The sequence below is a fragment of the Paraburkholderia susongensis genome, assembly GCF_900177725.1.
GTDB classification, from domain to species: domain Bacteria; phylum Pseudomonadota; class Gammaproteobacteria; order Burkholderiales; family Burkholderiaceae; genus Paraburkholderia; species Paraburkholderia susongensis.
Genome location: NZ_FXAT01000003.1, coordinates 325,677 through 351,412, shown reverse-complemented (window position 1 = coordinate 351,412; position 25,736 = coordinate 325,677). Strand labels below are relative to the sequence as shown.

At 64.4% G+C, this 25,736-nt stretch carries 22 protein-coding genes and 1 pseudogene; 12 read left to right on the top strand and 11 right to left on the bottom strand.

The features are described 5' to 3' along the window. Positions 1 to 171: 171 nt before the first annotated feature. The 3 genes from B9Z01_RS10650 to B9Z01_RS10640 all read right to left on the bottom strand — a co-directional run bounded on the left by B9Z01_RS10650 (position 172) and on the right by B9Z01_RS10640 (position 4,437). Positions 172 to 1,737 carry a sugar ABC transporter ATP-binding protein gene (locus B9Z01_RS10650; protein WP_244196003.1) on the bottom strand — a complete coding sequence of 522 codons (1,566 nt, stop codon included), beginning with the start codon at positions 1,735 to 1,737 and terminating at the stop codon, positions 172 to 174. Between the two features lie 443 nt (positions 1,738 to 2,180). After that, positions 2,181 to 3,200: an ABC transporter substrate-binding protein gene (locus B9Z01_RS10645; protein ID WP_085482684.1), complete on the bottom strand. Its 1,020-nt coding sequence runs from the start codon at positions 3,198 to 3,200 to the stop codon at positions 2,181 to 2,183. Between the two features lie 184 nt (positions 3,201 to 3,384). Then, positions 3,385 to 4,437 carry a LacI family DNA-binding transcriptional regulator gene (locus B9Z01_RS10640; protein WP_085482682.1) on the bottom strand — a complete coding sequence of 351 codons (1,053 nt, stop codon included), beginning with the start codon at positions 4,435 to 4,437 and terminating at the stop codon, positions 3,385 to 3,387. Between the two features lie 357 nt (positions 4,438 to 4,794). Between B9Z01_RS10640 and B9Z01_RS10635 the strand changes: the two genes are divergently transcribed. Then, positions 4,795 to 5,751 (top strand): aldose 1-epimerase, encoded by a 957-nt coding sequence (locus B9Z01_RS10635; RefSeq protein ID WP_244195982.1) that lies wholly within the window; start codon positions 4,795 to 4,797, stop codon positions 5,749 to 5,751. A 6-nt stretch (positions 5,752 to 5,757) separates the two neighbouring features. Here the strand turns inward: B9Z01_RS10635 and B9Z01_RS10630 are convergent, their stop codons facing one another. Next, a complete protein-coding gene (locus B9Z01_RS10630; protein ID WP_085482678.1) occupies positions 5,758 to 6,555 on the bottom strand; it encodes an endonuclease/exonuclease/phosphatase family protein in 798 nt (265 codons plus the stop codon). 67 nt (positions 6,556 to 6,622) lie between these two features. Then, a complete protein-coding gene (locus B9Z01_RS10625) occupies positions 6,623 to 7,222 on the bottom strand; it encodes a hypothetical protein (protein WP_085482676.1) in 600 nt (199 codons plus the stop codon). A gap of 383 nt (positions 7,223 to 7,605) precedes the next feature. Between B9Z01_RS10625 and B9Z01_RS10620 the strand changes: the two genes are divergently transcribed. The 4 genes from B9Z01_RS10620 to B9Z01_RS10605 all read left to right on the top strand — a co-directional run bounded on the left by B9Z01_RS10620 (position 7,606) and on the right by B9Z01_RS10605 (position 12,200). Further along, on the top strand, positions 7,606 to 8,583 hold the full coding sequence (locus B9Z01_RS10620) for an AAA family ATPase (protein ID WP_085482674.1): 978 nt from the start codon (positions 7,606 to 7,608) through the stop codon (positions 8,581 to 8,583). A gap of 538 nt (positions 8,584 to 9,121) precedes the next feature. Beyond that, positions 9,122 to 10,228, top strand: a complete 1,107-nt coding sequence (locus tag B9Z01_RS10615; RefSeq protein WP_085482672.1) for an NAD(P)/FAD-dependent oxidoreductase — start codon at positions 9,122 to 9,124, stop codon at positions 10,226 to 10,228. Positions 10,229 to 10,440: 212 nt separating this feature from the next. After that, positions 10,441 to 10,752, top strand: coding sequence for a high-potential iron-sulfur protein (locus tag B9Z01_RS10610; protein WP_085482670.1), 312 nt, complete (start codon positions 10,441 to 10,443; stop codon positions 10,750 to 10,752). A 155-nt stretch (positions 10,753 to 10,907) separates the two neighbouring features. Beyond that, a complete protein-coding gene (locus B9Z01_RS10605; protein WP_085482669.1) occupies positions 10,908 to 12,200 on the top strand; it encodes an MFS transporter in 1,293 nt (430 codons plus the stop codon). Positions 12,201 to 12,275: 75 nt separating this feature from the next. Here B9Z01_RS10605 and B9Z01_RS10600 read toward each other — a convergent pair whose 3' ends face one another. Further along, the gene (locus B9Z01_RS10600; RefSeq protein WP_085482666.1) at positions 12,276 to 13,814 is read right to left on the bottom strand and encodes an amidase; all 1,539 of its coding nucleotides are present in this window, start codon (positions 13,812 to 13,814) and stop codon (positions 12,276 to 12,278) included. Positions 13,815 to 14,185: 371 nt separating this feature from the next. After that, the gene (locus B9Z01_RS10595; RefSeq protein WP_085482664.1) at positions 14,186 to 14,884 is read right to left on the bottom strand and encodes a dienelactone hydrolase family protein; all 699 of its coding nucleotides are present in this window, start codon (positions 14,882 to 14,884) and stop codon (positions 14,186 to 14,188) included. A gap of 378 nt (positions 14,885 to 15,262) precedes the next feature. Between B9Z01_RS10595 and B9Z01_RS10590 the strand changes: the two genes are divergently transcribed. From B9Z01_RS10590 to B9Z01_RS10585, 3 genes are all read left to right on the top strand, one after another. After that, entirely contained in the window at positions 15,263 to 16,366 is a 1,104-nt protein-coding gene (locus B9Z01_RS10590; RefSeq protein ID WP_085482662.1) for an NAD(P)H-dependent flavin oxidoreductase, read from the top strand. Between the two features lie 39 nt (positions 16,367 to 16,405). Continuing rightward, entirely contained in the window at positions 16,406 to 16,624 is a 219-nt protein-coding gene (locus B9Z01_RS34780; RefSeq protein ID WP_143808887.1) for a hypothetical protein, read from the top strand. Between the two features lie 181 nt (positions 16,625 to 16,805). Further along, entirely contained in the window at positions 16,806 to 17,951 is a 1,146-nt protein-coding gene (locus B9Z01_RS10585; RefSeq protein WP_085482660.1) for a branched-chain amino acid ABC transporter substrate-binding protein, read from the top strand. Between the two features lie 161 nt (positions 17,952 to 18,112). Here B9Z01_RS10585 and B9Z01_RS10580 read toward each other — a convergent pair whose 3' ends face one another. Further along, the gene (locus tag B9Z01_RS10580) at positions 18,113 to 19,327 is read right to left on the bottom strand and encodes an MFS transporter (RefSeq protein ID WP_085482658.1); all 1,215 of its coding nucleotides are present in this window, start codon (positions 19,325 to 19,327) and stop codon (positions 18,113 to 18,115) included. Between the two features lie 182 nt (positions 19,328 to 19,509). On the opposite strand from B9Z01_RS10580, the pseudogene B9Z01_RS10575 reads away from it, so the two are divergent. The 3 genes and pseudogenes from B9Z01_RS10575 (at position 19,510) to B9Z01_RS10565 (ending at position 22,436) form a co-directional block, all read left to right on the top strand. Continuing rightward, positions 19,510 to 20,159 (top strand): annotated as a pseudogene (locus tag B9Z01_RS10575) (HugZ family pyridoxamine 5'-phosphate oxidase). 404 nt (positions 20,160 to 20,563) lie between these two features. Then, complete coding sequence (locus tag B9Z01_RS10570; protein ID WP_085482656.1) at positions 20,564 to 20,869, top strand: H-NS histone family protein; 306 nt, start codon at positions 20,564 to 20,566, stop codon at positions 20,867 to 20,869. Between the two features lie 286 nt (positions 20,870 to 21,155). Further along, on the top strand, positions 21,156 to 22,436 hold the full coding sequence (locus B9Z01_RS10565; protein ID WP_085482654.1) for a cation diffusion facilitator family transporter: 1,281 nt from the start codon (positions 21,156 to 21,158) through the stop codon (positions 22,434 to 22,436). A gap of 121 nt (positions 22,437 to 22,557) precedes the next feature. On the opposite strand, the gene B9Z01_RS10560 is transcribed toward B9Z01_RS10565, so the two are convergent. From B9Z01_RS10560 to B9Z01_RS10550, 3 genes are all read right to left on the bottom strand, one after another. After that, positions 22,558 to 23,016 carry an Lrp/AsnC family transcriptional regulator gene (locus tag B9Z01_RS10560; RefSeq protein WP_012431468.1) on the bottom strand — a complete coding sequence of 153 codons (459 nt, stop codon included), beginning with the start codon at positions 23,014 to 23,016 and terminating at the stop codon, positions 22,558 to 22,560. A 90-nt stretch (positions 23,017 to 23,106) separates the two neighbouring features. Then, complete coding sequence (locus B9Z01_RS10555) at positions 23,107 to 23,739, bottom strand: 3'-5' exonuclease family protein (protein ID WP_085482652.1); 633 nt, start codon at positions 23,737 to 23,739, stop codon at positions 23,107 to 23,109. Further along, positions 23,736 to 24,380: an MBL fold metallo-hydrolase gene (locus B9Z01_RS10550; RefSeq protein ID WP_085482650.1), complete on the bottom strand. Its 645-nt coding sequence runs from the start codon at positions 24,378 to 24,380 to the stop codon at positions 23,736 to 23,738. Before B9Z01_RS10550 ends, B9Z01_RS10555 begins: the two co-directional genes overlap by 4 nt. Positions 24,381 to 25,028: 648 nt before the next feature. Between B9Z01_RS10550 and B9Z01_RS10545 the strand changes: the two genes are divergently transcribed. Next, complete coding sequence (locus B9Z01_RS10545) at positions 25,029 to 25,619, top strand: septal ring lytic transglycosylase RlpA family protein (RefSeq protein ID WP_420814658.1); 591 nt, start codon at positions 25,029 to 25,031, stop codon at positions 25,617 to 25,619. The last annotated feature ends 117 nt before the right edge of the window (positions 25,620 to 25,736 follow it).

Here is a 25,736-nt window from a genome sequence, read left to right as displayed (position 1 = left end):
GCGAGATGGCGCCATTTCTGCACGGTGCTCGCCGGTTTCGCGCGTGGAGCGTTGGCCGCGTTGACCGATTCCAGCGTGGCGGTGTCGCCGCGCGCCGCATCGGTGCGCAAGGTGTCGGCGGGCAGGGAAGCCGGGTGCAGCGAATCTGAATGAAGCGAATCTGAATGAAGCTTAAGCGCCATGACGGTCGCCCTCCAACGCGTCTTCGATATGTGCGGATTGGGCCGCTTCGGCCAATGCCGACTGGCCTTCGCTGCCGTAGGCGATCGCGTCCATGATCGCGGTTTCGCTCATCTCGGCGCCGTTCAGTTCGGCGACGGTGCGCCCGTCGCGAATTACGACCGCGCGATCGGCCACCGCGGTCAGCTCTTCGAGTTCGGACGCGGAGAGCAGCACCGCGAGCCCCGCGTCGCGCAGCTCGCGCACGATCTTCGCGACGTCGGCCTTCGCGCCGACGTCGATGCCGCGCGTCGGCTCGTCGAGCAGGAGCAGCGACGGCTCGGCCGCGAGCCAGCGCGCGAGCAGCACCTTCTGCTGATTGCCGCCCGACAGTTCACGAATCGGCTGATCGGCCGAACGCAGCTTGATGCCGAGCGACGCAATGAAGCGATCGACGATCGCCTGCTGCTTCTTCACGTCGACCACGCCGTTTTTCGCGAGCGTGCGCAGGCACACGAGCGTGAGGTTGTCGCGCACCGACAGTTCGGGGACGATGCCTTCGCCCTTGCGGTCTTCGGTGAGATACGCGAGACCGCGCGCAATCGCGTCCTGCGGCGACTTCAGCGCGACGGTCTCGCCGCCGATCGAGAGCGAGCCCTGCGCGAGCGGATCGGCGCCGAACATCAGCCGCATCGTTTCGGTGCGGCCCGAGCCGAGCAGGCCCGCGAGGCCCACCGCTTCACCCGCATGCACGTTGAGCGAGACCTCATTGACTTTCGGCGGCGCGCCGATCTGCATGGCGCCGATTACCTGCTTGCCGCGCCGCGCGAGATTCGCTTCGCGCGAGGCGGTGTCTTCCTGCACGACGGCGGCGAGTGTGCGGCCGAGCATCGTCGTGACGAGCTGCAATTTGTCCATCTCGGCCATCGTGCTTTGCGCGACCGTCTGGCCGTCGCGCATCACGGTGACGCGGTCGCACAGCGCGTACAGTTCGTCGAGCCGGTGCGAGACGAAAATCACCGCGCGCCCGTCGTCGCGCAGCTTGCGCACGACCGTGAAGAGCAGTTCCACTTCGCGTTCGTCGAGCGACGAGGTCGATTCATCCATGATGACCATCTTCGCGTCCGACGACACCGCGCGCGCGAGCGCCACCATCTGCTGGATCGCGGTCGAATAGCGGCTGACCGGTTTCTTCACGTCGATCTGCAGACCGAACGATTCGAGCAGCGCGGCCGCGCGCTGCTGCACCGTGCGCCAGTCGATCAGACCAAAGCGGCGCGGCTCGCGACCGAGAAAAATGTTTTCCGCGACCGAGCGGAACGGCACCAGGTTGATCTCCTGGTAGATCGTGCTGATGCCTGCTTCGCGCGCCTGCTTCGGCGTGCGGAAATCGACCTCGCGGCCTTCGAAGCGCACGCTGCCCGAGCCGCGCCGATAGGCGCCGGTCAGGATCTTGATCATCGTCGATTTGCCGGCGCCGTTCTGGCCGATCAGCGCATGCACTTCGCCCGCGGCGACGCTCAGATTGGCGCTGCGCAACGCGGGCACGCCGCCGAAGCTGATGCCGATGTCCTGCATCTCGAGCAGCGGCGAACGGTTGAGGGGGGAATGTGGCGTCTCTTTGCCGGATTCCGTCACGGGTGTTCTCCTGATGCGGATACTGCCGATGTTGCCGCTTTGGCGTCCATGTCGACCGGCTGTCTGTGCTGCTGCCTGCGTTGTCGTGACGCCTGCGCCGCTGCGTCTATGCCGTCCGGCGCGCAGCGCGAGTAGCGCAGAGCGTGAACCGGCGAGCGGCCACGTGCGGTCGACGCGGGTCTGCGGTGCACGCGCACCCGACCCATGTTACGCCGCATAAAAACGAAGCGACGGTCCGTGCGGTCACGGGCGCGTCGCTTCGAACCCTTCCCGCCACCCGCCCGACGAGGAGACATTCATGGAAGGCGGGTGACTTCCTGCTACAACGCCTGCGGAAGTCCCTGAGGAAATGCTGTTCTCAGGGGGCTCCCCAATGCTTGCGATCAGTAGCCGTACTGCATGTTCTGCTGCACGTTTTCCTTATCGTAGAAGCGGTCGGACACCTTGACCCACGTCGGGATCTTTTCGCCCTTCGCGTAGCGTTGCGCGACGTCGCACGCGAGCGGGCCGAAGAACGGGCTCGACTGCACGCTCGCGCCGAGTTCGCCCGCGGCGATCGCGTCCATGCCGCCCTTGGTGCCGTCGATCGTGACGATCTGGATGTCCTTGCCCGGCTGCTTGCCGGCCGCCTTGATCGCGGCGATCGCGCCGAGCGCCATTTCGTCGTTGTGCGCGTAGACGGCGGTCACGTCCGGATGCGCCTGCAGCAGCGTTTCCATCACCTTGCGGCCGGTGTCGCGCGCGAAGTCGCCGCTTTGCGAAGCGATGATCGTCATGCCCGGATTCTTCGCGATCACTTCGTCGAAGCCCTTCTTGCGGTCGTTTGCAGCCGACGCGCCGGTCGTGCCTTCGAGTTCGATGATCTTCGCCTTGCCGTTGGTGGCCTTGACGAGCCAGTCGGCGGCGCGGTGGCCCTGATCGATGAAGTCCGAGCCGATGAACGTGATGTAGTCGCGGCCCGCCTTGGCCACCGACTGGTCGACGTCGCGGTCGACGAGGATCACCGGAATGCCGGCCTTCTTGGCCTGCAGCACGACCGGCGCGAGCGGCTTTTCTTCACGCGGCGGGAACACGAGCAGATCGACGTGCTGCGCGATCATGTTCTGGATGTCGGAAACCTGTTTGGAGTTCGAGCCGTTGGCGTCGGTCATCACGATCTGCCAGCCGCACTTCGCGGCGATGTCCTTGAAGCTCTTGGTTTCCGCGAGACGCCACGGGTTGTTGCTTTCGGTCTGCGCGAAGCCGACCTTCAGCGGCGTCTTGTTGGGCAACTTCGGCAACGCGTCGTCGGCGTGCGCGGCCGCGGCGCCGAGACCGATTGCCAGAGCCAGCAGCGAAGCTGCCAGCGGACGAATCTGCTGCTTGCGCGCGTGCTTGCGCGACTGCGTATTGAGCGACGCCATGTCTTCCTCCAGTAACCGGGTGAGGGTTGTATTTGCTTTTTGTGCTGCTCGGTATTGCCTCGGGTGTTTGCCGGGTCCTGCCAGTTTTTCGCCGAAGCGAGACGGCCGGGTTATCACTATCACCAGCCGGTGCGTTTCCTTCCCGACCCGACGTGCCGATTATTCCACTCAGAATTATTATCGGTCAATCACTAATAATATTAATTATTGGCTTTTTAGCCTCGGTAATTACCCTGACCGAGGCGCGTTCGACGAGCGGCCCGTCGAGTTTCACCGTGCGATGCCGCACCGGCGCGCCGGCCGCGCGGTTGTGCTCTTCCTGCAGCAGCGTCTCGACGGCCCAGCGGCCGAGTTCATAGTTCGGCAGCACCACCGTCGAGAGCGGCGGATGCGTGTGGCGGGCGATTTCCTGGTCGTCGTAGCCGAGCACCGACACGTCTTCGGGCACGCGCAGCCCGAGCTGCTTGAGCGCTTCGATCGCGCCGATCGCGGTCAGGTCGTTCGCGCAGAAGATCGCGGTGGGCGGATTGGCTTCGCGCATCAGCGAAAGCGTCATCTCGAAGCCGAGGCCGGAGCTCCAGTCGCCGTCGCGCACGAGTTCGGGCGCGAACGGCAGATCGGCCGTGGCGAGCGCGGTGCGGTAGCCCTTGAGGCGGTCCTTCGCGGCGTCCTGCCACGGCTCGCCGTTGATGTAGCCGACGCGCCGGTGACCGGCCTGCAGCAGGTAGTCGGTGGCGAGATGGCCGCCCGCGACCTCGGCCGGCACCACCGAGGAAAACGTGCTGTCGCCGGTGTAGCAATTGAGCAGCACAGTCGGCATCTGCGAGAGCGCGGCCGGCGGCGCGACCTTGCGCGTGTAGACGGTCGCGTAGATCACGCCGAACACGTGCGGGTTGGTGAGGACCGTGTCGAGCACCTGCTTTTCGATGTCGGCATTGCCGTGCGTCGAATAGACGGCGAGCATCTTGCCGCTCGCGTATGCGGCGTCGCGCGCGCCGTCGACGTTGACGACCGGATGCGGGCTCGTCGAGATCTCGTCGGCGAGATAGACGATCAGGTTGCGCTCGTCGCCCGACGCCGCGACCGGCTCGCGCAGCGAAAGCCGGTAGCCGAGGTCGTGCGCGGCCTTCAGCACCTTGTTGCGGGTGGTCTCGGAGAACTTCGCGCCGGCCGCGTTGTTCAGCACGAGCGAAACAGTGGATTGCGACACGCCGGTGAGTTTGGCGATGTCGGTCATGGTCGGACGGCGTTGAGTCGATTTTTTCATTGTGCGGGCCGCATGGAGACGGCGCGAAAGCATGGGGATGCCGCTGGCATCATGCCGATGACGGTACCACTAATAATATGCACACGGCAACGCGCGCTAACCCGCCATTTGGGAACCTGGAGCCGCGTTCCTAACCAATTCTTTCAGCGAATTTATTACTAATAATATTGACCAATCGTGCCCGGTCGTGCGATTCTCGCTCGGGCGGGCCCAGACGGTCCGCCGGCCGCGGGCTGTGTGCGGCACGTTACAGCAACCATTTTTTCGCCTTTTCTGACTATGCGCGACGCTTCCCTTAATCCGCGCCGGCCGCTTGCGACACAGCCTATGACACATCTCGCGGCACAACTTTCGTGGCTGGACGATCCCGTCATCGCCGCGCGGCTCGTCACGTTGACGGCCGGCGCTTTGCGGGTGGTGATCGCGCCCGACGTCGGCGGCGCGCTTGCGGCTTTCTACGAAGCCACGTCCGCGGGACCGTTGCACTGGCTGCGCCCGGCGGTCCCGCAAGCGTTCGAGGCGCGCGATCCGCTGCGCATGGCGAGCTTCCCGCTGTTTCCGTATTGCAACCGGATTCGCGACGCGCGTTTCGAGTTCGACGGCGCGACGATCGACCTCGCCGGCAACGACGCGCGCTTCGCGCATGCGCTGCACGGCAACGCGTGGCGGCATCCGTGGCGAGTGGACGCGCTTGACGAAAGCGCGGCGGAACTGTCCTTCGAGCATCGGCCGGACCCGCGCGTACGCGGCGACTGGCCGTTTCGCTACCGCGCGCGGCAGCGCATCGAGTTGAGCGGCGGCGCGTTGCGCATCACGCTGTCCGCGCAGAATCTCGCTGACCGGCCGATGCCGTTCGGCATGGGACATCACCCGTACTACCCGCGCACCGCGCAGACGCGCGTGTATGCCGACGTGCAGGCGATGTGGCACGCCGACGCCGAGGTGCTGCCCACCCATTTCGGCGCGCATCCCGCAGTCGATGCGTTGCGCGCGGGCATGTCGCCGGATGCGTTCGATCTCGACAACAACTTCGCGAACTGGGCGCGCGAGGCGACGATTGCGTGGCCCGACGAACACCGCAGCCTGACGATGACCGCCGACGCGCCGTTCGACCACATGGTGGTGTTCGCGCCCGCTAACGATCCGCAACTGTGCGTGGAGCCGGTGACGAACACGACCGACTGCTTCAACGCGGTGGGCATGCGCGAACAGGTCGGCGGCTGCGTGTTGCAGCCGGGCGAGGAGATCGAGGCGGCGCTGACCTGGACGCCGCATCGGGAGTGATGGCGTCTACTCGAGCCGCAAGCGCGCCATATAGGGCAGGTGATCCGACAGCCACGCGGTTTCCTGCGTCGGCTGGATCCATTCGACCGGCTGCATGCCGCGCACGAACATCTTGTCGAGCGAGAGCGCCGGCGAGAACGCCGGGAACGTGCGAGCCGGTTCGCCGAGCAGCGTCGCCACTTCCTGCAGACCATGCTCGCGGAACAGCGGCACCGAGTCGTTGCGCCAGTCGTTGAAATCGCCGGCCAGCACGAGCGGGCCAGCGGGCGCTTCCTTCGCGATCCAGTGCGCGATCCAGTTCATCTGCCGCAGGCGTGCCGGGCGCGTCAGTGCAAGGTGGGCGCACAGCAGCGTGACGAGGTGTCCGCCGAACGTGGCGCGCGCGACCAGCAGGCCGCGCTTTTCGAAGCGGTGCGCGGAGATGTCCCAGCGCCCGCCGAGATCGAGCGGATGCGGCGACAGAATCGCGTTGCCGTGCCGCCATGACGGCTTGAACACGTTCGGCCCGAGCGCGACTTCGAGTTCGAGCGAGCGGGCGATTTCGGTCGCCTGGCAGTGCCAGACGTCTGACAGCGGATCCTCCATCGGTGCGCCGAAGCTGCTCGCGAGCATTGGCGACGGCATGCGCCGCGCCATCGCTTCCTGGAGGAAGTAGGCATCCGCGTGGGTCGATTGCACCCATCGCTGCATGGCTTGCCAGGCCTGAAAGCCGAGTGGCGTGCGGCCCTTGTGCAGGTTCCAGCTCACCGCGACGAAATCGTTCGGCGCGAGGCTCTCGCGGATCAATTCTTCTGGGTTTCGCATGCCGCGTTATCCACGTGTTCTGTTTGAAGGCTTTGGTAAAGCGTGGTGCTCGGGTCCGCTGTTCATGTCAGTTCGAGTTGCCGGCCGCGTTGCCGTTCGTATTGCCGTGCGCCGCACTGGCTGCGTTGCCGCTCGCATTGCCGTTCGCCGCACTGGCCGCATTGCCGTTCGCACCGCCGTTGCCGTTCACGGCGCTCGCATGCACGCGATAAACCAGGTTCGGGTTGCGCTCGATGATCGTCCAGCTCGCCCACTGATCCGGCGGCACGACGAGGCCCGGATGGCTCGCGCTCACCTGGCGCGGCTGCGGCGGCAGCTTGCAGCCGATGTCGGTGCGCTGGGCGGTGGCGTCTTCGAGCGTTTCCTGCGTCTCGATCGACAGCATCACGCCTTCCGGGTCCACGCGCAACGGCGAGACGGTTAGCGTGCGCGACAGGTCGATGCTGCCGGCCGGTTGATCCTTGCAGCCGACGTTATGCTGCACGACCCGGTGATGCGTGTCCGTGCGCGCCTGGCCGACGGTGGTGGTGCCCTCGAACGAGTCGATCTGCTGACCGTCCTGCATGACCTGCAACTGCCATTGCACGACCTGCTGCGCCGGCCGTTGTTGCGCGTGTGCGAGCAACGAAGCGCCAAGCAGCATGGCGGCGATACTGGTTTTCCACATGGAAGGAATCTCCGGTCACGGCGTCGGTTCGTGCAGTTGCCGGGTAAGTTACCAAGTAGGCAGAAAGCCATCTTACCCCGGATGGCCGCACCGGTTTCTGACAGGCCCAACGGCGCTCCGGTTCAGCAACAATCCATTCCGGATAAGGATGGGAATGCCCCAAGGGCACTTCCTTCGGGGTGTTTCCCAAGGGAGCCCCTTCGGGGCGTCGCCGGAAACGGGCTCTGGAAACAGATGCCCAAAACAGGCGCCAAAAACACGCGGCTGTTAGCAGCAGAGCCGCACGACTGCTGGCTTGCACGCGATCAAGTCGTCGCTACACTGGACCTGAACCGGCGCCCACGAGGCGCCGCCGCAGCGGGACCAGCCAAACGGGGTGAGCGATGACGACAGCAATGGTCAAACAGGAAATCGCCGTGGCCTCCTTCAGCCGGGTGTACGACCTCGATCAGGTCGAAACCGCGCTGAACGGCCTTGGCGACAGCGCGAACGAGGCGCTGCGCGTGACCTACGAGAAGATGCTGAAAACCGGCAATCTGCGTTTCTGCGTGAAGCCGAACCGGATGCCGTCGATCGACGATCTGATCGACGCGCTGCCCAATTTTTCCGCACCGCTCGACGACATCCGCAAGCAGGTCGCGTTGTGCCTCGAAACCGAAGACCGGCTCGAGCTGATGCCGATTCTGCTGCTCGGCGACCCCGGCATCGGCAAGACGCATTTCGCGAAGCAGCTCGCGCGTCTGCTCGGCACCGCCTATCAGTACGTCGCGATGAGTTCGCTGACGGCCGGCTGGATTTTGTCGGGCGCGTCGTCGCAATGGAAGAACGCGAAGCCGGGCAAGGTGTTCGATGCGCTCGTCAACGGCAGCTATGCGAATCCGGTGATTGCCGTCGACGAAATCGACAAGGCCACCGGCGATTCGCAGTACGACCCGCTCGGCGCGCTCTATGCGCTGCTCGAGCACGATACCGCGCAGAGCTTCATCGACGAGTTCGCCGAGATTCCGATCAACGCGGGCAACGTGATCTGGATCGCGACCGCCAACGACGAGCGCGCGATTCCCGAGCCGATCCTGAACCGCATGAACGTGTACGAGATTCCGCCGCCGGACCACGACGGCGCGCGGCGCATCGCGCAATCGATCTACGACGAGATCCGCTCGGCGCACAACTGGGGGCTGCGCTTCCCGGAAACGCTCGGCGACCCGGCGCTCGACGCGCTCAAGCGCGCTTCGCCGCGCGAAATGCGCCGCGCGATTCTGAACGGCTTCGGCGCGGCGCGGATCGCCGGCCGCAACGAGATCGAATCCGCCGATATCCGCCTCGATTACGGAAACCGGCGAAAACCGATCGGTTTTTGAGGTTTTTTGCCCATTTTTCGACAGAAAACCACCTTTCTTGGCAGTTTGTGGGACTTGGGGCGGGAATTCGTACCTGGAATAAGATCAATGTTGCGGCAATTATTGCTATTTTTGAGGCGCACTCGATGCGTATCGGATGGTACGTGGCGGGCTGGCCGGATGCCGGGCCCGTGCGCAGGCCGGCTGGCCGACCCGCGTGAGCGGCTTCGGCGAGCCCGGCGGCGCACCGGCTTGCGGTGCGAAGAAGTCGGCACTGCGCTCTTCGACGGCATACACTGAAGCAGTCGGGCCGCCGCATCTTGCGTGCGCTCGAGACAGAAATGCCCGCAGCTCTACGACCTGCGGGCATTTCTGTCTGTACCGCGTCGTACAATTTTAATGACGGTTATAGAAGGACGCGAGCGGACAGATGCAGGCCAATGTGTTTGACAGCGGTGTTCGACAGCGAGCGGACCGCGGCACGCAGGCGCGGCATCCTGTCTTCCTCTCCATCGGCTGAATGAGGCAGTGCGCGGCGCAGCAGGCCGCGTCAAAGGATATGGATCAGATCGAATGTGTAGTGATCGGCGCCGGCGTGGTCGGCCTCGCGACGGCGCGCGCGCTGGCGGCGCGCGGGCGCGAGGTGATCGTGCTGGAAGCCGCCGAGGCGATCGGCGTGGGCACCAGCTCGCGCAATAGCGAAGTGATTCACGCGGGCATCTACTATCCGCGCGGCTCGCTGAAGGCCGCGCTGTGCGTGCACGGCCGCGAAATGCTTTATGACTATTGCGCCGAGCACAACGTGCCGCATTCGCGCTGCGGCAAGCTGCTCGTCGCCACCTCGCGCAACCAGATTCCGCAGCTCGAAAGCATCATGGCGAAAGGGCGCGATAACGGCGTGCTCGATCTGATGCGTATCACCAGCGATCAGGCGCAGGCGCTCGAACCAGCGCTCGAATGCGTGGCGGCGGTGTTCTCGCCGCAGACGGGGATCGTCGATAGTCATCAGTTCATGCTCGCGCTGCAAGGCGATGCCGAGCGCGATGGCACGATGTGCGCGTTTCATGCGCCGGTCGAGGCGATCGAGGCGCGCAACGGGCGCTTCGTCATCTCGGTGGGCGGCGGTGCGCCGACCACGATCAGCGCCGCGTGCGTGATAAACAGCGCGGGCCTCCATGCGAACGCGCTCGCGCGCAAGATTCGCGGGCTCGATGCGCGTCACGTGCCGCCGCTCTATTTCGCGCGCGGCAACTACTTCGGCATCTCGGGGCGCGCGCCGTTCAGCCGCCTGATCTATCCGATGCCGAACGAGGCCGGCCTCGGCGTGCATCTGACGATCGACCTCGGCGGCCAGGCGCGCTTCGGCCCCGATGTCGAATGGGTCGACACGATCAATTACGACGTCGATCCGCGCCGCGCGGAATCGTTTTACGCCGCGATTCGCGCGTACTGGCCCGCGTTGCCCGACGACGCATTGCAGCCCGCCTATGCGGGCATTCGCCCGAAGCTGTCCGGTCCCGGCGAGCCCGCCGCGGATTTCGTGATTCAGGGGCCGGCGGCGCATGGCGTGCGCGGGCTCGTCAATCTGTTCGGCATCGAGTCGCCGGGCTTGACCGCGTCGCTCGCGATTGCGCAGCGGGTTTGCGAACTGGCCGGGCGCGCTTGATACGCACGACACGCCTGATGTACGTAAATGCACGCGAATGCGCGAGGCGCGGCGCCTTTCGTCGCGCCCCGTCGTGCCCTGTTGTGCCCCGTCTCCCTACCGATCCGCTTATCTCTATCATTTGGACCGTCACGCGCGGCGGCTTCATTGCTATGCTTGGGGACCGTCGTCATCAGAACGGCGTCAGTTCAATATAAATGGAGTGAGTCCCCATGAGATCTTCCCGTCGTACGTTTCTGATTACCAGTATTGGTGTGGCCTCGACGTTCGCGCTGTCGCGCCAGGCGTTCGCCGATGCGCCGAAAGTCGCTGAAACCGATCCGACCGCGCAGGCGCTCGGCTACCGGGCGGACGCGAGTACCGTCGACAAGGCGAAGTTCGCCAAATTCGCGCCGGGCCAGGACTGCGGCAACTGCAGCTTCTTCCAGGGCAAAGCGGGCGACGCCTTCGGCGGCTGCCCGATGTTCCCGGGCAAGCAGGTCTCGGCCAAGGGTTGGTGCAGCGCATATAACAAGAAGGCCTGACAAAGACCGGGTTCGAAGTGCTTACAGGCTCCGGTGAGGTGCACCGCAACATTGCGGCGTACCTCCCGGCTGTGGGCAATCGGACATGTTCCGCAGTGCGCGGCAGACGCTTTCTCGAGGCTTGAGATGACGTTTTCGCGAGCTGGAGATTTCGCATGGCACCCGCGTCGAGGAGCCTCAATACGCGCGCAGTCGTCGCGGCCGTGATCGGCAATGCGCTCGAATGGTACGACTTCACCGTGTTCGGATTCCTGACCGTGGTGATCGCCCAGTTGTTCTTCCCGGCCAGTAACGGGTATTCATCGATACTCCTCACCACCGCCACCTTCGGCGTCGCCTTCGTGATGCGGCCGGTCGGCGGCATCGTGCTCGGCCTCTACGCGGATCGCGCCGGGCGCAAGGCGGCGTTGTCGCTCGTGATTGCGCTGATGACGCTCGGCATTCTGCTGCTTGCGATTGCACCGCCGTATTCGGCGATCGGCATTGCCGCACCGTTGATGATCGTGCTCGGGCGTCTGTTACAGGGTTTTTCCGCCGGCGGCGAATTCGGCAGTGCGACGGCCTTGCTGATCGAAGCGGCGCCGTTCTCGAAGCGCGGCTTCTATGGCAGCTGGCAGATGGCGAGCCAGGCGGCGGCGCTGCTGCTCGGCGCACTGGTGGGCGCGTCGATTACGCGCGGCCTGTCGCCCGAGGCGCTCAAGTCCTGGGGCTGGCGTGTGCCGTTCATTCTCGGTCTGATCATCGGGCCGATCGGCTTTTATATTCGCCGTCGTCTCACCGATTCCGAAGTCTTTCTGCTCGCGCGAAAAAATGCGCCGCGCGCCACACTGCGCGAGGTGTTCACGAGCCATAGCCGCAGCGTGTTGTGCGGACTCGGCTCGGTGATCGCGCTCACCGTGACGATCTACGTGCTGATCAACTATCTGCCGACGTTCGCAGTGAGGGAGCTGAAGCTGCCTTATGCGCAGTCGTTCTATGCGGTGATCGTCGGCAATCTGCTGTTGATGGTGCTTTCGCCGCTAACCGGCGCGTGGTCCGACAGGATCGGGCGCAAGGGCTTGTCCCTATGGTCGCTGACGCTCACGTTCGTGCTCGTCTATCCGCTCTTCGCGTGGCTCGCGAGTGAGCCGAGCGTGTCGAAGCTGATTCTCGTGCAGGCGCTTCTGTCGATCACGCTTTCTGGCTACTACGGGCCGTTCGGCGCGCTGATCGCCGAACTGTTTCCGGCCAACGTGCGCTCGATCGGTCTTGCGCTCGCCTACAACGTCGCGGTGATGGTGTTCGGCGGCTTCGGCCCGTTCGCCGTGACCTGGCTCATCAGCACGACCGGTTCGCCGCTTGCGCCGACCTGGTACGTGATGGCGGGGCTCGCGCTGTCGATCGTCGCGGTGGCCTGCATTCCGGGCCAGCGTCACGTCGATCTCGATGCGCAGCGCAAGGCGGCGTGAGTATTCGCCGCGTCACAGTCCTTGCGGGCGGCCCTTCTCGCGGCAACGCACGTGCGTTCCATATGCAAACAGACCCTAACGCCGCGCGTTCATCAACGGCGGCCGCTTGTCGAACCACGGCCGCGCCGCTTCCAGTTGCGCGGCGAGCCGCAGCAGCGTCGCTTCGCCGCCGGTGCGCGCGGCGAATTGCACGCCGATCGGCAGTCCGCGCGCGTTCCAGTAGAGCGGTACCGACATCGCCGGCTGCCCGCTCAGGTTGAATAGCTCCGTGCATCCCGCCCACGCGAATGCCTTATTCGACGCTTCGAGCAGCAGCATTTTCATCAGCCGTTCGAGCGGCATCGCGGTGACCGCGCGCATCTGCGCGCGCTCGACCGGGGTGGGCCGCATCTCGCCGATCTTGATCGGCGCAGCGGCCAGCGTCGCGCACAGCAGCACGTCGTAACGGTTCAGCAGATCCGTGAGGCGCTCCGTGATGCGGCGCTGTTCTTCGAGCGCGGCTGGCAAGCCTTGCTCGCCGAGCTTGCGGCCAATGTGCGCGATCGCCCACGTCGAAATTTCGAATTCACTGCGCACTGGCTTGTGACCGGTGATGCGTTCCGCGTTCAGCACGAGGTCTTCGGCGACCACCGACCACAGCGTGAGAAACGCATGACGGACCGCTGCGAAATCGATGCCGAGCGAGACCGGTTCGAGACGATGGCCGAGCGAACTCGCGAGTTGCGCGGCGTCTTCGAGTGCGGCGCGCGCATCGGCGGAGAGCGACGGCGCAAGCATCGACTCGGTCACGTAGGCGATGTTGAGCGGCTTGCACGGCTCGCGCGCCGCACTGAGAAACGTGCCGGGCGCACCGGTGGGCCGCTCCGCGTTGCCCGACAGCAGATCGAGCAGCAGCGCGCTGTCGCGCACGCTGCGCGATACCGCGAGATCGGCGCCGAGTTCACCGGCGGCTGGTGGCGCTGCGCGCGGCACGCGTCCGCGCGACGGCTTGAGGCCGAACAGTCCGCAGCACGAAGCCGGAATGCGGATCGAGCCGCCGCCGTCCGACGCATGCGCGAGCGGCACGATGCCCGCCGCGACTGCTGCCGCTGCGCCGCCGCTCGAACCGCCCGGCGTGTGATCGAGATTCCACGGATTACGGCACGCGCCGAATAGTTCGGGCTCCGTATAAGGCATCTGACCCAGCTCGGAGGTGCTGGTCTTCGCGAAGATGTTCAGGCCCGCCGCTTTCGCGAGCGTGACGACCGGCGCGTCCTGTGCGGGAATGAAGTGGCGGTAGTGACGGCTGCCCATTGCCATGCGCAGTCCGGCGACCGGCGCGCCAAGATCCTTGATCAGGAACGGCACGCCAGCCAGTGCCGCGCTCGCGGTGTCCGCGCCGTTGCTGCCGTTGGCGGCATGGGTGCCGTTCGCATCGTCATCGCGCCTGGCGTCCTCGCGTGAGGCGCGCTGGCGTGCTGCATCGTAGTCCTTCAGAACGACCGCATTGATCGCGGGATTGACGGCTTCGGTGCGCGAGATCGCGACGTCGATCAATTCGCGCGCGCTGACCTGACGCGTGCGCACGAGTTCGGCGAGGCCGATGGCGTCATGAGCAAGATAGTCTGAGTGCACGGCGGATGGAGCCTCGTTGTCGGTTTGAGTTCTGCGGCGAGTGCGGTGATTGCGTCGACTGCGGCGAGTATGGCCGGCTGCCTGTGCGCGCGATGAACCGTTCTGCTGGGCGTCCCGTTGCCTGCTCGATCGTCACGCATGAAAAAAGACGGCGTGTCGCCGACACACCGTCTTTCGGAGAGTACCCGAGTTACGCGCCGAACGTGCTTCACATCGACTTTCACATCGATTCGAAAGCGCACTTCAGATGCGTCAGGCCAACCGTATGAGCGGCGCAGCGGGTACGAATGGATGCTGCCGCGGATCGGCAAGCGCGGCTCAACGCCGCGAGTGACATCGGCTCACGCTCGCCCATCCACACTCATATCAATTCACATGTGCTCGCCGAGGAACGTCAGCGTGCGGCCATGCGCGAGCGCCGACGCGTGCTGGTTGTACGACGCGCGCTCCGAGCAGTTGAAGCCGTGATCGGCGTTCGGGTAGATGTTGAACTGAACGTCGCCGCGACCCGCGAAGCGCTCCTGAATCTGGCCGATGTCCGATGCAGGAATATGCGCGTCGAGCTCGCCGTAGTGGAACTGAATCGGCACCTTGACGTTCGCGGCCTTGTCGAGATGCATGTGGATGCCGCCGCCGTAGTAGGCGATCGCCACGTCGAGCGAGCCTGCCGCGGCGGCCAGATACGCCAGCCGGCCGCCGAAGCAGTAGCCGATTGCTGCGATCTTGCCGGTCACCTCCGGCATGGCGCGCAAAGCGGCAGCGGCGGCGCCGATGTCGGCGACCGCGTCGTCGAGCTTCATCTTCTGCATCAGTTCGATGCCCTTCTCGCGATCCTTGCCTTCATACGTCAATTCGACGCGCGGCTGCACGCGCCAGAACACGTCCGGGGCGAGCGCGACATAGCCGTCCTGAGCGTACTGATCCGCGACCGAGCGGATATGGCTGTTCACGCCGAAGATTTCCTGAATGATGATGACGGCCGGTCCCTTGCCGCCTTGGGGCAGCGCCAGGTAGCCGCCGAAACTGTCGTTGCCGGCGGGGATGTCGATCCATCGGGAAGTCGTGCTCATGCTGTTCTCCATTGACTCGCGCGAGTGCCGCGCGAGGTCGGGGTAATCGAAACGCCAAAGGCTGGACGGCCTGGAGCGGGCGGTTAGTTTGCCATCAAAAGAAACGCCGCGCAGCGAGGCTGGCCGGGGCCTCTCGGTTTGCCTCGCGCAGCACGATTCTCGTAAGGCGATTGAAACATTCTCGATAATTCATTTATCTGGCGAGGCGCGCGTGGGTACAGTCGGAGCTGATGGCTCGCGCGTGTCAAAACGCGCGGCGGATACGTGGCAAGCACGCGGAAAGCACGCAGCAAGTACGTGGTAAGCACGCCGCGCGCATGCTTGCAGAAAGTAGCGGCAGAGATACCACCGGCGCATCGCCGGAAAAGGAAATCGATCATGAATGAAGGCAATTTTGTGACGCCATTCGCGCAGCGTTTTCAGATGCGCGTGCCCGTGGTGCAGGCGCCGATGGCGGGCGGCGCGACCACGCCGGCGATGGTGGCGGCGGTGTCGAATGCGGGCGGGCTCGGCTTTCTGGCGGGCGCTGCGCTCACGCCGGAAAAGATCGCGAGCGAAGTCGCGGCGATTCGCGCACTGACCGATCGCCCGTTCGGCGTGAATCTGTTCGTACTCGATCCGGCTTCACCGGACGACGCCACCGTGCGCCGCGCGCTCGACGCGATCGATCCGCTGCGCGCCGATCTCGGCCTACCGCCGGGGCGCGCGCTCGAACGCTATGCGCCGGACTTCCGCGCGCAACTGGAGACGCTGATCGAATTGCGCGTGCCGGTGGCCGGCTTTACGTTCGGACTGCTACCTGCCGCCGACGTCGAGCGTCTGCACGCAAACGGCCAGTATGTGATTGGGACTGCGACGCATGTCGCCGAAGGTCTCGCGTGGCGCGATGCCGGCGCCGATGCGATCGCCGCGCAAGGCGCGGCGGCGGGCGCGCATCGCGGCACGTTCATCGGCCCGTTCGAGGATGCGCTCGTCGACACGATGGTGCTCGTGCCGCAACTCGCCGACGCGACCGGACTGCCGGTGCTGGCCGCCGGCGGCATCATGGACGGCCGCGGCATCGTCGCCGCGCTCGCGCTCGGCGCGCAGGCCGCGATGATGGGCACCGCGTTTCTCACCTGCCGCGAAAGCGCGATCCCCGAGGTATGGAAAACCCGTGTACGCGGCATGTCGGACACGTCGACCACGGTGACGCGCGCGATTACCGGCCGCCATGCGCGCGGCATCCGCAATCCGTTGATGCAGCGCCTGAGCGAAACGGCGGACAACATCGCGCCGTATCCGGTGCAAAACGCCTTGACGCAGGAGTTGCGGCAAAACGCGGGCCGCGCGCAGAACGGCGATTATCTGTCGCTCTGGGCGGGGCAGGGCGCGCCGCTCGGACGCTCGCGCGCCGAAGGTCTCGGCGCCGCCGAACTGATGGCGCAACTCGAGCAGGAGTGGCTGGCGGCCGCCGAGCGGGTCGCCGCATTCACACGCTGATGTGTTGCTGATTTCCGAATTGCCGGCGCGCTCGCAACCATGTTCGGTGCGCCTCATTATTTAGTTGAAAAAACCTTCGAATTACTTTTCATTCAGGCCGGAAAAAGCGTCGATTCGCGCGCGCAAAGAAAACTCTCAATTAGCGGAAACCCGCATGGGCTGGTGCTTTCCGGCCTATTCCCCAAGCTGGAAGCGGCTCGCCTGGGACACACGCTATTAGTGTTCTTCCCACTTTCTCAAAAAAATCCCACAAATTAATTTGATGACCTACACTTGCGCGCAAGTACGGTTTGCCAACTGTCACAAACAGTCCGGTAGACGTACTGGCCAAGTGCATGAACGATGCAACCGGCGTGGTCGTCCACGGGATTGAGCGACACGTGTTTGGGAAGCGGGGCACAGGGCGATTACGTTGTTTTGACCGAAACTGGAGACTTACATGAACATCAAAATTCAAAAGCTGTTGCCGATCGCCGCTGGTGCGATGCTGTTCGCGACGTTGGCAACATCGGCTGTGGCCGACACGGTCGTCAAGATCGGTCACGTCGCGCCGTTGACTGGCGGTATCGCTCACCTGGGTAAGGACAACGAAAACGGCGCGCGCCTCGCCGTCGAGGAAATCAACGCGAAGGGCCTCACGATCGGCGGCCAGAAGATCACGCTGCAACTCGACGCGCAGGACGACGCGGCCGACCCCCGCACCGCCACGCAGGTTGCGCAGAAGCTCGTCGACGACAAGGTCGTCGCCGTGGTCGGCCACCTGAACTCGGGCACCTCGATCCCGGCTTCGAAGATCTACAGCGATGCGGGCATCGTGCAGATCTCGCCGTCGGCAACGAATCCGGCTTACACGCAACAAGGCTTCAAGACGACGTACCGCGTCGTTGCGACCGATGCGCAACAAGGTCCGGCACTCGCCAACTACGCCGCGAAGGACATGAAGCTGAAGAGCGTCGCGATTGTCGACGACTCCACCGCTTATGGCCAGGGTCTCGCGAACGAATTCGAGAAGACCGCCAAGTCGCTCGGCATGAACGTGGTGTCGCATGACGCGACCAACGACAAGGCCGTCGACTTCCGCGCGATTCTGACGAAGATCAAGGGCGAAAACCCGGACGCGATCATGTACGGCGGCATGGACGCCACCGGCGGCCCGTTCGCGAAACAGGCCAAGCAGCTCGGCCTGCGCGCGAAGGTGCTGGCAGGCGACGGTGTGTGTACCGACAAGCTGTCCGACCTGGCCGGCGACGCCACCGACAACATCGTCTGCTCGGAAGCCGGCATGGCGCTCGAGAAGATGGCGGGCGGCAAGGCGTTCGAAACGAAGTACGAGAAGCGCTTCGGCCAGCCGATCCAGATCTACGCGCCGTTCACGTATGACGCGGTGTACATCATCGTCGACGCGATGAAGCGTGCGAACTCGACCGATCCGGCGAAGATTCTCGCGGCGATGCCGTCGACCGACTACAAGGGCGTGATCGGCGAAACCACGTTCGATTCGAAGGGCGACCTGCAGCACGGCGTGATCTCGCTGTACAGCTACAAGCAGGGCAAGAAGACGCTGCTCGACGTCGTGAAGATGTAATCCGCGTGATCGAAGACGGCGTTGCGCCGCTCTTCGATTCGCTGCCGAAAAGGGCACGTGCGCTGCGAGGCGCGCGTGCCTTTTTCTATTTGGGGCGCAAGGGTTGGGTAGTGTTGTGTATGACGCTGGACGCGCCGGCGTAGTGCTGGCGCGCTCAAACCTCAAATCTTCAAACGCCGCAGCACCTTCGGGCCGACCAGCGCGATCGACGCGGCGCACACGGCGACAACCGACAGGCCTATCGTGAGATTGGTGATCTGCGTCACCGCGCCGATGATGACCGGCCCGAGCAGCAAGCCGAAATACGCGAGTCCCGCGACATGCGCGAGCCCTTCCGCCGCGTGGATGCCCTTGACGCTCGCCGCCGCCGCGAACAGCACCGGCATCATGTTCGCGAGGCCGAGGCCGATCAGCGCGAATCCGGCGAGCGCGGCGACCGGATTGGGCAGCACCAGCGCGTCGACCATGCCCGCGCAGGCGAGCGCCGCGCTCATCATCACGAGTTGCGGCGCGCCGAAGCGGGCGCGCACCGCGTCGCCGGCGAAACGCGCTGCCGCCATGCCGCCCGAGAATGCCGCGTAGGCGGCACTCGCGAGCGCGGGCGTGGCAAGCACGACGTCGCGCATATAAACGGTGGCCCAGTCGTACATCGCGCCTTCGGCGATCAGCGCGACCAGCGCCATCGCACCGAGCGCCCACAGCGCCGGCGAGCGCCAGCGGCTCGCGCGCGGTGTGGCGGAGTCGGGGTGCTCGGCGTGCGGCACGTGCGGCAGCACCGAGGGGCACGCCAGCGCGAGCACGAGCGCGCTGACCGCCGCGGCGAGCACGAGATGCAGGGCCGGCGCCATGCCGCGCGACAGCAACGCCCCGCCGACCGCCGCGCCGAACATCCCGCCTAGGCTGAACATGCCGTGCAGCGACGACATGATCGGCTTGCCGAGCGCTTTTTCGACGGCGCTCGCCTCGGCGTTCATCGCCACGTCGAGCGTGGCCATGCCCGCGCCGAAGAGGGCGAGCACGATCAGCAAAAGCCAGTACGCCGGCACGATCAGAATCAGCGCCGCGCACGCGGCCATCACGAGGCCGCCCGCAAGGCACGCGCGGCGTGTGCCGACCCGCGCGATCCACGATGCGTTGGCGGCCATCGCGCCGATCGAGCCGCCGGCGACCGCCAGCAGCGCGAACGACAGCATCGCCGCATTCAGATGAAAGCGGTCGCGCACGGTCGGCACATGCACCCCCCAGGACGCGTACATCATGCCGGCGATAAAAAACAGCGCCATCGTGGCGATGCGCGCCCGTTGCCGCGCGGTGACGGACAGATCGCGATGAGCAGCGGGCAGGGCGGCGAATTCGGAGGCGGGTTGATCGGGCACGGAGGTCTCGAAACGGAGGGCGCGCGAGAAAGCGCATTGAAAGCGGACTTCCGATTCTATCGAAGCATGCTGTCTTATGCTTGGAAGCCCAAGGCCGGACACGTACGATTGAGCGGGCGGAACGCACCCTGTTCCTCCATCTTCGTTTGCCGCTCGTGGCTCATTCACCGAGGTACGTTCGCTTGAACATTCCCGCTCACGCTCCGCTGCATCTGCTGCACACGACCGCCGTCGGCACGCGCGCCAGCCCGAGGGCTTTCCTTATCCATCGGTGCTGCCGTTCGCGCCGGACGCGCGGCATCGTCCGACGATCCTCGTCAGCCGGCTCGCCGAGCATACCCACAACCTGCACGCCGATCCACGCGCCGGATTTCTGGCGGTGGACGCGCCCGACGGCGACGTACTCAGCGGCCAGCGCGTCACGCTGCTGGGCACGTTCGAGCCGCTCGACCCGAGCCCTGAAGACGTGCGGCGTTATCTGCGCTATCACCCGGACGCGGAGCGTTATCTCATGCTCGGCGATTTCTCGTTCTGGACGATGAAACTCGAGCGCCTGCGCTATATCGGCGGTTTCGGCGCGATGGGCTGGCTCGATGGCGCCGAGCTCGATCCGTTGCCGCCGCTTGCCGCGGCCGAAGAAAATGCGCTGATCGAGGAATTCGGCCGCCGGATGGGCAGCGCGGGAGGCGCGCAATTGCTCGGCATCGATCGCTATGGCGCCGATCTGAAACGCGACGGCATTCGCCGCCGCTTCGCGTTCGACGATGCCCGGTCCGACACCGAAACGTTGCACGCGGCGCTCGAAGTTTGCATCCAGCGGCATGCCGATTAAACATTATTGTTTTTCGGGAAACACATAGACGTCAGTCCCGAAGCGCTGCTTTTGTCTTCGGCTTTGTCTTAAAAATGCGCGCTTATCTCGATAAAGCTCTCATGATATGAAATGTTGCTGCGAAATCAGCATCGCAAATATCATTTGCTGCCAGTTAATCTCATAAATATGCATTGCAATGGGATTTTTTTCAGCAACATGCGAAATCAGGTAATTGAAAGGAAGCCGCTCGGCCGCAGTGCGGCTCGGAAACTTTTTGAAACGAATTTAAATTAAATTTTTGTTGGCGCTTTTGCAGTCTTTCTATTTTGTGTTAATCTCGCCACAAATTCCGAGGCGTGAAACCTTCAAAGGGCAAGCCGGCATAAGACTGGCAGTCATTTATCCATACGACAAGGGAAGCTATGTCTTCATACAAGGAACTACTCGCGCAACGCGAGAAACTCGAAAAGCAGATCGAAGAAGCGAAGTCGCGCGAATACGCGGAAGTCTTGAATGAAATCAAGCAAAAAATGGCCGATTACGGTATTTCGTTGAGCGAACTCGGCGGTAGCCGTGCGGCGAAGGGTGTTAAAGCCGCCAATCGCCCGCGCGCAGGGGTCGCACCGAAATATCGCGACCCGGAAAGCGGCAGCACGTGGTCCGGCCGTGGCAAGCCGCCGCGCTGGATTGCAGGTCTCGATCGTGAAAAATTCCTGATTGAGAAATAATGCTGGGCGCCGGGGGAGTGATCCTTCCGGCCCGCAAGTAATACGAATACCGGAAATGAGCAGCGCCTATAGCGCGCTGCGCAATCTCAGAAAGCCGCGCACCGTACAGGGCGCGGCTTTTTCTATTTGGGATGCCGCTTTTTGTCGCAGGTGCTTCAGATAACTGGAACGCGAATGCTTTTCGTTTAGATAAGCGACTGATTCAAAAGGATTTTTTTGACGGACCAGGGCGTATTTCGATTGGTGGTGGGTACAATAACGACATTGAACTTTCCCCGTTTTCAGCATGCCGCCCGCTGTCGTCACCCAATCCACCGAGAAACAACGCGTTGCGCGCAAAAGTACTTTTACGAGTATTGCGCTCAATACAGTATTGATGATGCTGCAAATCGCGATCGGATCGGTGGCGCACTCGCAGGCGCTCATTGCCGACGGCATCCATACTCTCGCCGATCTGATTTCCGATTTTGTCGTGCTGCTCGCCAATCGGCACAGCGGCGCCCAGCCCGACGCGGATCACAATTACGGGCATAGCCGCTATGAAACGGTGGCTTCATTATTTTTAGGCGCGCTGCTGATTTCGGTCGGCGTCGGCATGTTATGGGGCGCCGGCACGCGGCTCGCCAATCTGGCAAACATTCCTGCGGTGCGGATGAGCGCGCTCGCCGTCGTGGCGCTGGTACTGGTCTCCAAGGAGGCGCTGTTTCGCTACATGCTGCGCGAGGCGACCCGGGTGCGCTCGGCAATGCTGATCGCAAATGCCTGGCATGCGCGCTCGGACGCGGCGTCGTCGCTGGTGGTGGGGATCGGCGTGGTCGGCAGCCTCGCCGGCGTGCGGCTGCTCGATCCGATCGCGGCGGCGATCGTCGGCTTCATGGTTGCGCGCATGGGTTGGACCTTCGGCTGGGACGCGCTTCAGGACCTGTCCGATCGCGCACTCGACGAGACCGCCACTGCGGACGTGCGCGCGCTGCTGCTCGCCACGCCCGGCGTGCGTGACGTGCATGAGATGCGTACGCGCAAGATGGGCGACTTTGCGCTTGTGGACGCGCACATTCTGGTCGATCCGCTGATTTCGGTATCGGAAGGGCATTACATCGCGGAGTCGGCGCGCCTGCGTGTGCTGGGCGACACCCGCGTGCTCGATGCGCTGATTCATGTCGATCCGGAAAACGATGCGCTTGCGCGCCCGCCTGTCGATCTGCCGACGCGGGAGAAGGTGGTCGCCGAGGTCAACGCGGCGCTGGCGGCCGGTGGCTTGCAGGCCGCGGCGGTGAATCTTCACTACCTGAGCACGGGGCTCGATGTGGAGGTGATCTTGCCTGCGGCGTTATCCGCTGCCGCCAGTGCCCCGAATGCCGCGGATGCCGCCCGGGTGCTGGGAAGCGAGGCGCAATCGCTCGGCCGCGTCGATCTGGAGGCGCTCAAGCGCCGCCTCGGCGCGCGCAAACTGGATGTACTTTTGCAGTGGGACGTGTCGGTCGCGCAAGGCCGTTCGGCAGTGGAGCTGGAAGCCGGCGCAACGGCCGATCAGGCAAAAACCTCGGAACCTCACAACGCCGGCTGATTCAGGCTACCGAGCCCCGAGCCCCGAGCCCCGAGCCCCGAGCCCCGAGCCCCGAGCCCCGAGCCCCGAGCCCCGAGCCCCGAGCCCTCTGCGGCGTCTGCGCCGCGCCACTCTCTCAAAGTCAAAGCGGCAACTGCGTATCGAATTTGATTTCACGCAGCACGACGCTCGTGCGCACCTGCGCGACGGCGGGAATCTTGAAGATGCGCTCGTGCAGAAAGCTGTCGTACGCCTTGATGTCGGGCGCGACGATCTTGAGAATGTAGTCCGATTCGCCGGTCGTGCTGTAGCACTCGGTGACTTCGGGGCAGGTCGCGATTTCGCGCTCGAACTGTTCGACGCCGCCCTCGGTGTGACGTGTCAGATGGATATGCGCGAGCGCGCAGACATGCAGGCCGAGCTTCTCGCGATCGAGCAGCGCCGTGTAGCGCTGGATCACGCCCGACTGCTCCATGTCCTTGATACGCCGCCAGCACGGCGTACTCGACAGCCCGACCTGGTCGGAGATTTCCTGCACGGAGCGGCGCGCGTCGAGCTGGAGCAGGCGCAGGATCTTTTGTGAGAAGGTATCGAGTGTCAACTGCGCCTCCGTTAGCGTCGCCGTATCAACGCATGGTAGAGGGCGCGAAAACGAAACGCAATGTAAAACGGCTCTCGCGAGGGAGATCGTCTAATTTGCCGGTTCGTGAGCGGCGTTTTGCCCTGAGTCGTCCCCATCATCTTTGGCGCCCGCGGACAGCGCGGGCTGGCTCGCGCGCAATTCCCTGAGCATATTGCAGAACAGCGCGCCCTGTTCGATCGCGTCGTCGAGCGCGACGTGCGTGTGCGGATGATCGTCGAACCAGTGCTTCGGAAAACGCGGCTTGATGTTCTTGCGGTACGGCAAGCCGGTCATCGCGAACGCGAGCGTCTTGATGTCGAGCGCCGACCACGAGAACGGGCAGCGGCCGACGAAGCGCATCATGTACCAGAACATATAGGTGAAGTCGAAGCCGGCCGGCATCGCGACGAATACCGGCTTGCCCGGCAGCGCCTCGACCCAGTCGACATAGGCGGCGAGCGCCGCCTCGGGGGTCTGCAGATCCTTGCGGCAGGCGGCCCACGCTTCCGGCTGGGTCTTCCACCACGCTTCCTGCACCGGATGCGGCGCCGCGCCTTCGAGCAATTCCAGATTCGCCGAAAAGGTCGAGACCAACTGCTTGTCTTCGGTGTAGGCGGCCGAGGCGAAGCTCAGCATCGAATGCGGACCGGGGATCGGGCCGTCCGCCTCGACGTCGGTGCTGACGTAGATTTCGCTGCTCATGCGCCCACCCCGTCGGCGACATAGGGGTTCGTGCGGCGCTCGTCGCCGAACGTCGAGGTCGGGCCGTGGCCCGGCACGAACGTGACGTCGTCGCCGAGCGGCCAGAGTTTTTCGCGGATCGAGCGAATCAGGTCCGCGTGATTGCCGCGCGGAAAATCCGTGCGGCCGATCGAGCCGGCGAACAGCACGTCGCCCACGAGCGCGAACCGGTGCGCGCGGCTGAAGAACACCACGTGCCCCGGCGTGTGGCCCGGGCAGTGGTACACCTCGAGGGTTTCGTCGCCGAACTGCACGGTGTCGTCGTTCTGCAGCCAGCGGTCGGGCTCGAACGCGTCGGCGGCCGGAAAGCCGAAGCGCGTGCTCTGGTCCGGCAGTTTGTCGAGCCAGAAGCGTTCGTCGGGATGCGGGCCTTCGATCGGCACGCCGTAGTGCGCGGCGAGCGTCTTCGCGCCGGCGCAGTGATCGATGTGGCCGTGGGTCAGGAAGACTTTTTCGACCGTCACGTTCTGACGCGCGATCTCGCGCTGGATGATCTCGAGGTCGCCGCCCGGATCGACGACGGCCGCGCGTCCGGTTGCCTCGCAAACGAGCAGCGAGCAGTTCTGCTGGAACGGCGTGACGGGGATCAGGGTGACTTTCATGGCTGGACGACGCACTGGAAAAACGTTGATTGTACCGGCCTCTTGCCGATCACCGGCGCACGTGCGAGGCGCTTCGCACAAGGGCGCGTGGCGTGCTTTTGCCGGTCCATTTTTGCGATAAATGTGAAGATTCATCAAGGTTTTGCCGTGCTCGCGGACCCGAAAAGAACTTTTGGGTATAATGGCACCCATGCACAGTAATTTGTGCTGCCACAAGGCGATGCGTTTCCGTCAGGAGGGAGCGCCGCTCGCCGTTCAAGTATGGGCTGTCGAATTGTCGACGGCCATCCAGTATCGATGCGTTCGATGCACACGTCTTGCCCAGCCAGGCGCCGCGCGCCTGCTACGGACCTAACTTCCGTGACGCTGGGTGGGGCCTACGCCGCCGTTCCTGCGCGCTGAGTTGCGCGCGCAAGAACGTGTTTGCCACGTTCAGTTGGCGGCATGTGGGGTCTGGTCAGGCTGCCGGGGACAGGTTGCGCCAGACGTGAAAATTAACCGTGCGGTAGCGGCTGAGTGAGCCGCATCCGGGCTTTGACATGCTGCGCTCGTTTGCGCGGCGCGTCGTCGTCCCTACCGCCGGAGTCGCAGGCAACACACGCCTCGTTTTTTTGCGTGATGCGACTCGACAACGTGATTGCACGTCTTATGAAAACTCGGCTAACCCGTGGTCTGGGGACTCTTTTTGCCTTTTTTGTACTGGCCGGCTGCGCCACGCCTCCGGGCGCGAGCGACACGTCCGCAAACGACGCGCCGCGCAGTACAAAAAACGCGCAACTGAGCGCCATCGGACCTAAATCGTTTGGCAGCGCACCGGCTTCCGGCGCGAGTGCGCCAAGCACACCGCTCGCCGACGCAAAGCCTCTTACCGATGATGGCGTCGACGTTTCGGACTTCCGTCAGACGGGACGCGCGTCGTGGTATGGGCGCTTCTTCCATGGCCGCCGCACCGCCAACGGCGAACGCTACGACATGCACGCGCTGACGGCCGCGCACCGTACGCTGCCGCTCGGCTCGTACGTGCGCGTGACCAATCCGGCCAATTCGCGCTCCGTCGTCGTGCGGATCAACGACCGCGGTCCGTATGCACGCGGCCGTGTGATCGATCTGTCGATGGCCGCCGCGTCCGCGCTCGATATGCGCCACAGCGGCACAGCGCGAGTGCAGATCGAGGGGCTGACGCAGCAGGAAGCGCGCGCCGAGCTGAACGAGACGCTGGCGTCGGACGCGAACAAGTAACGAGCAGGTAACGTAAGGCGGCGCGCGCCGCTGCGCGGTATGCGCCGGCATGACTTGCGTGATGTGAGCGTCGGTGCGGTGTATCGCTGGCGCATCTGCCGCAAGCCAGCGCGTTTG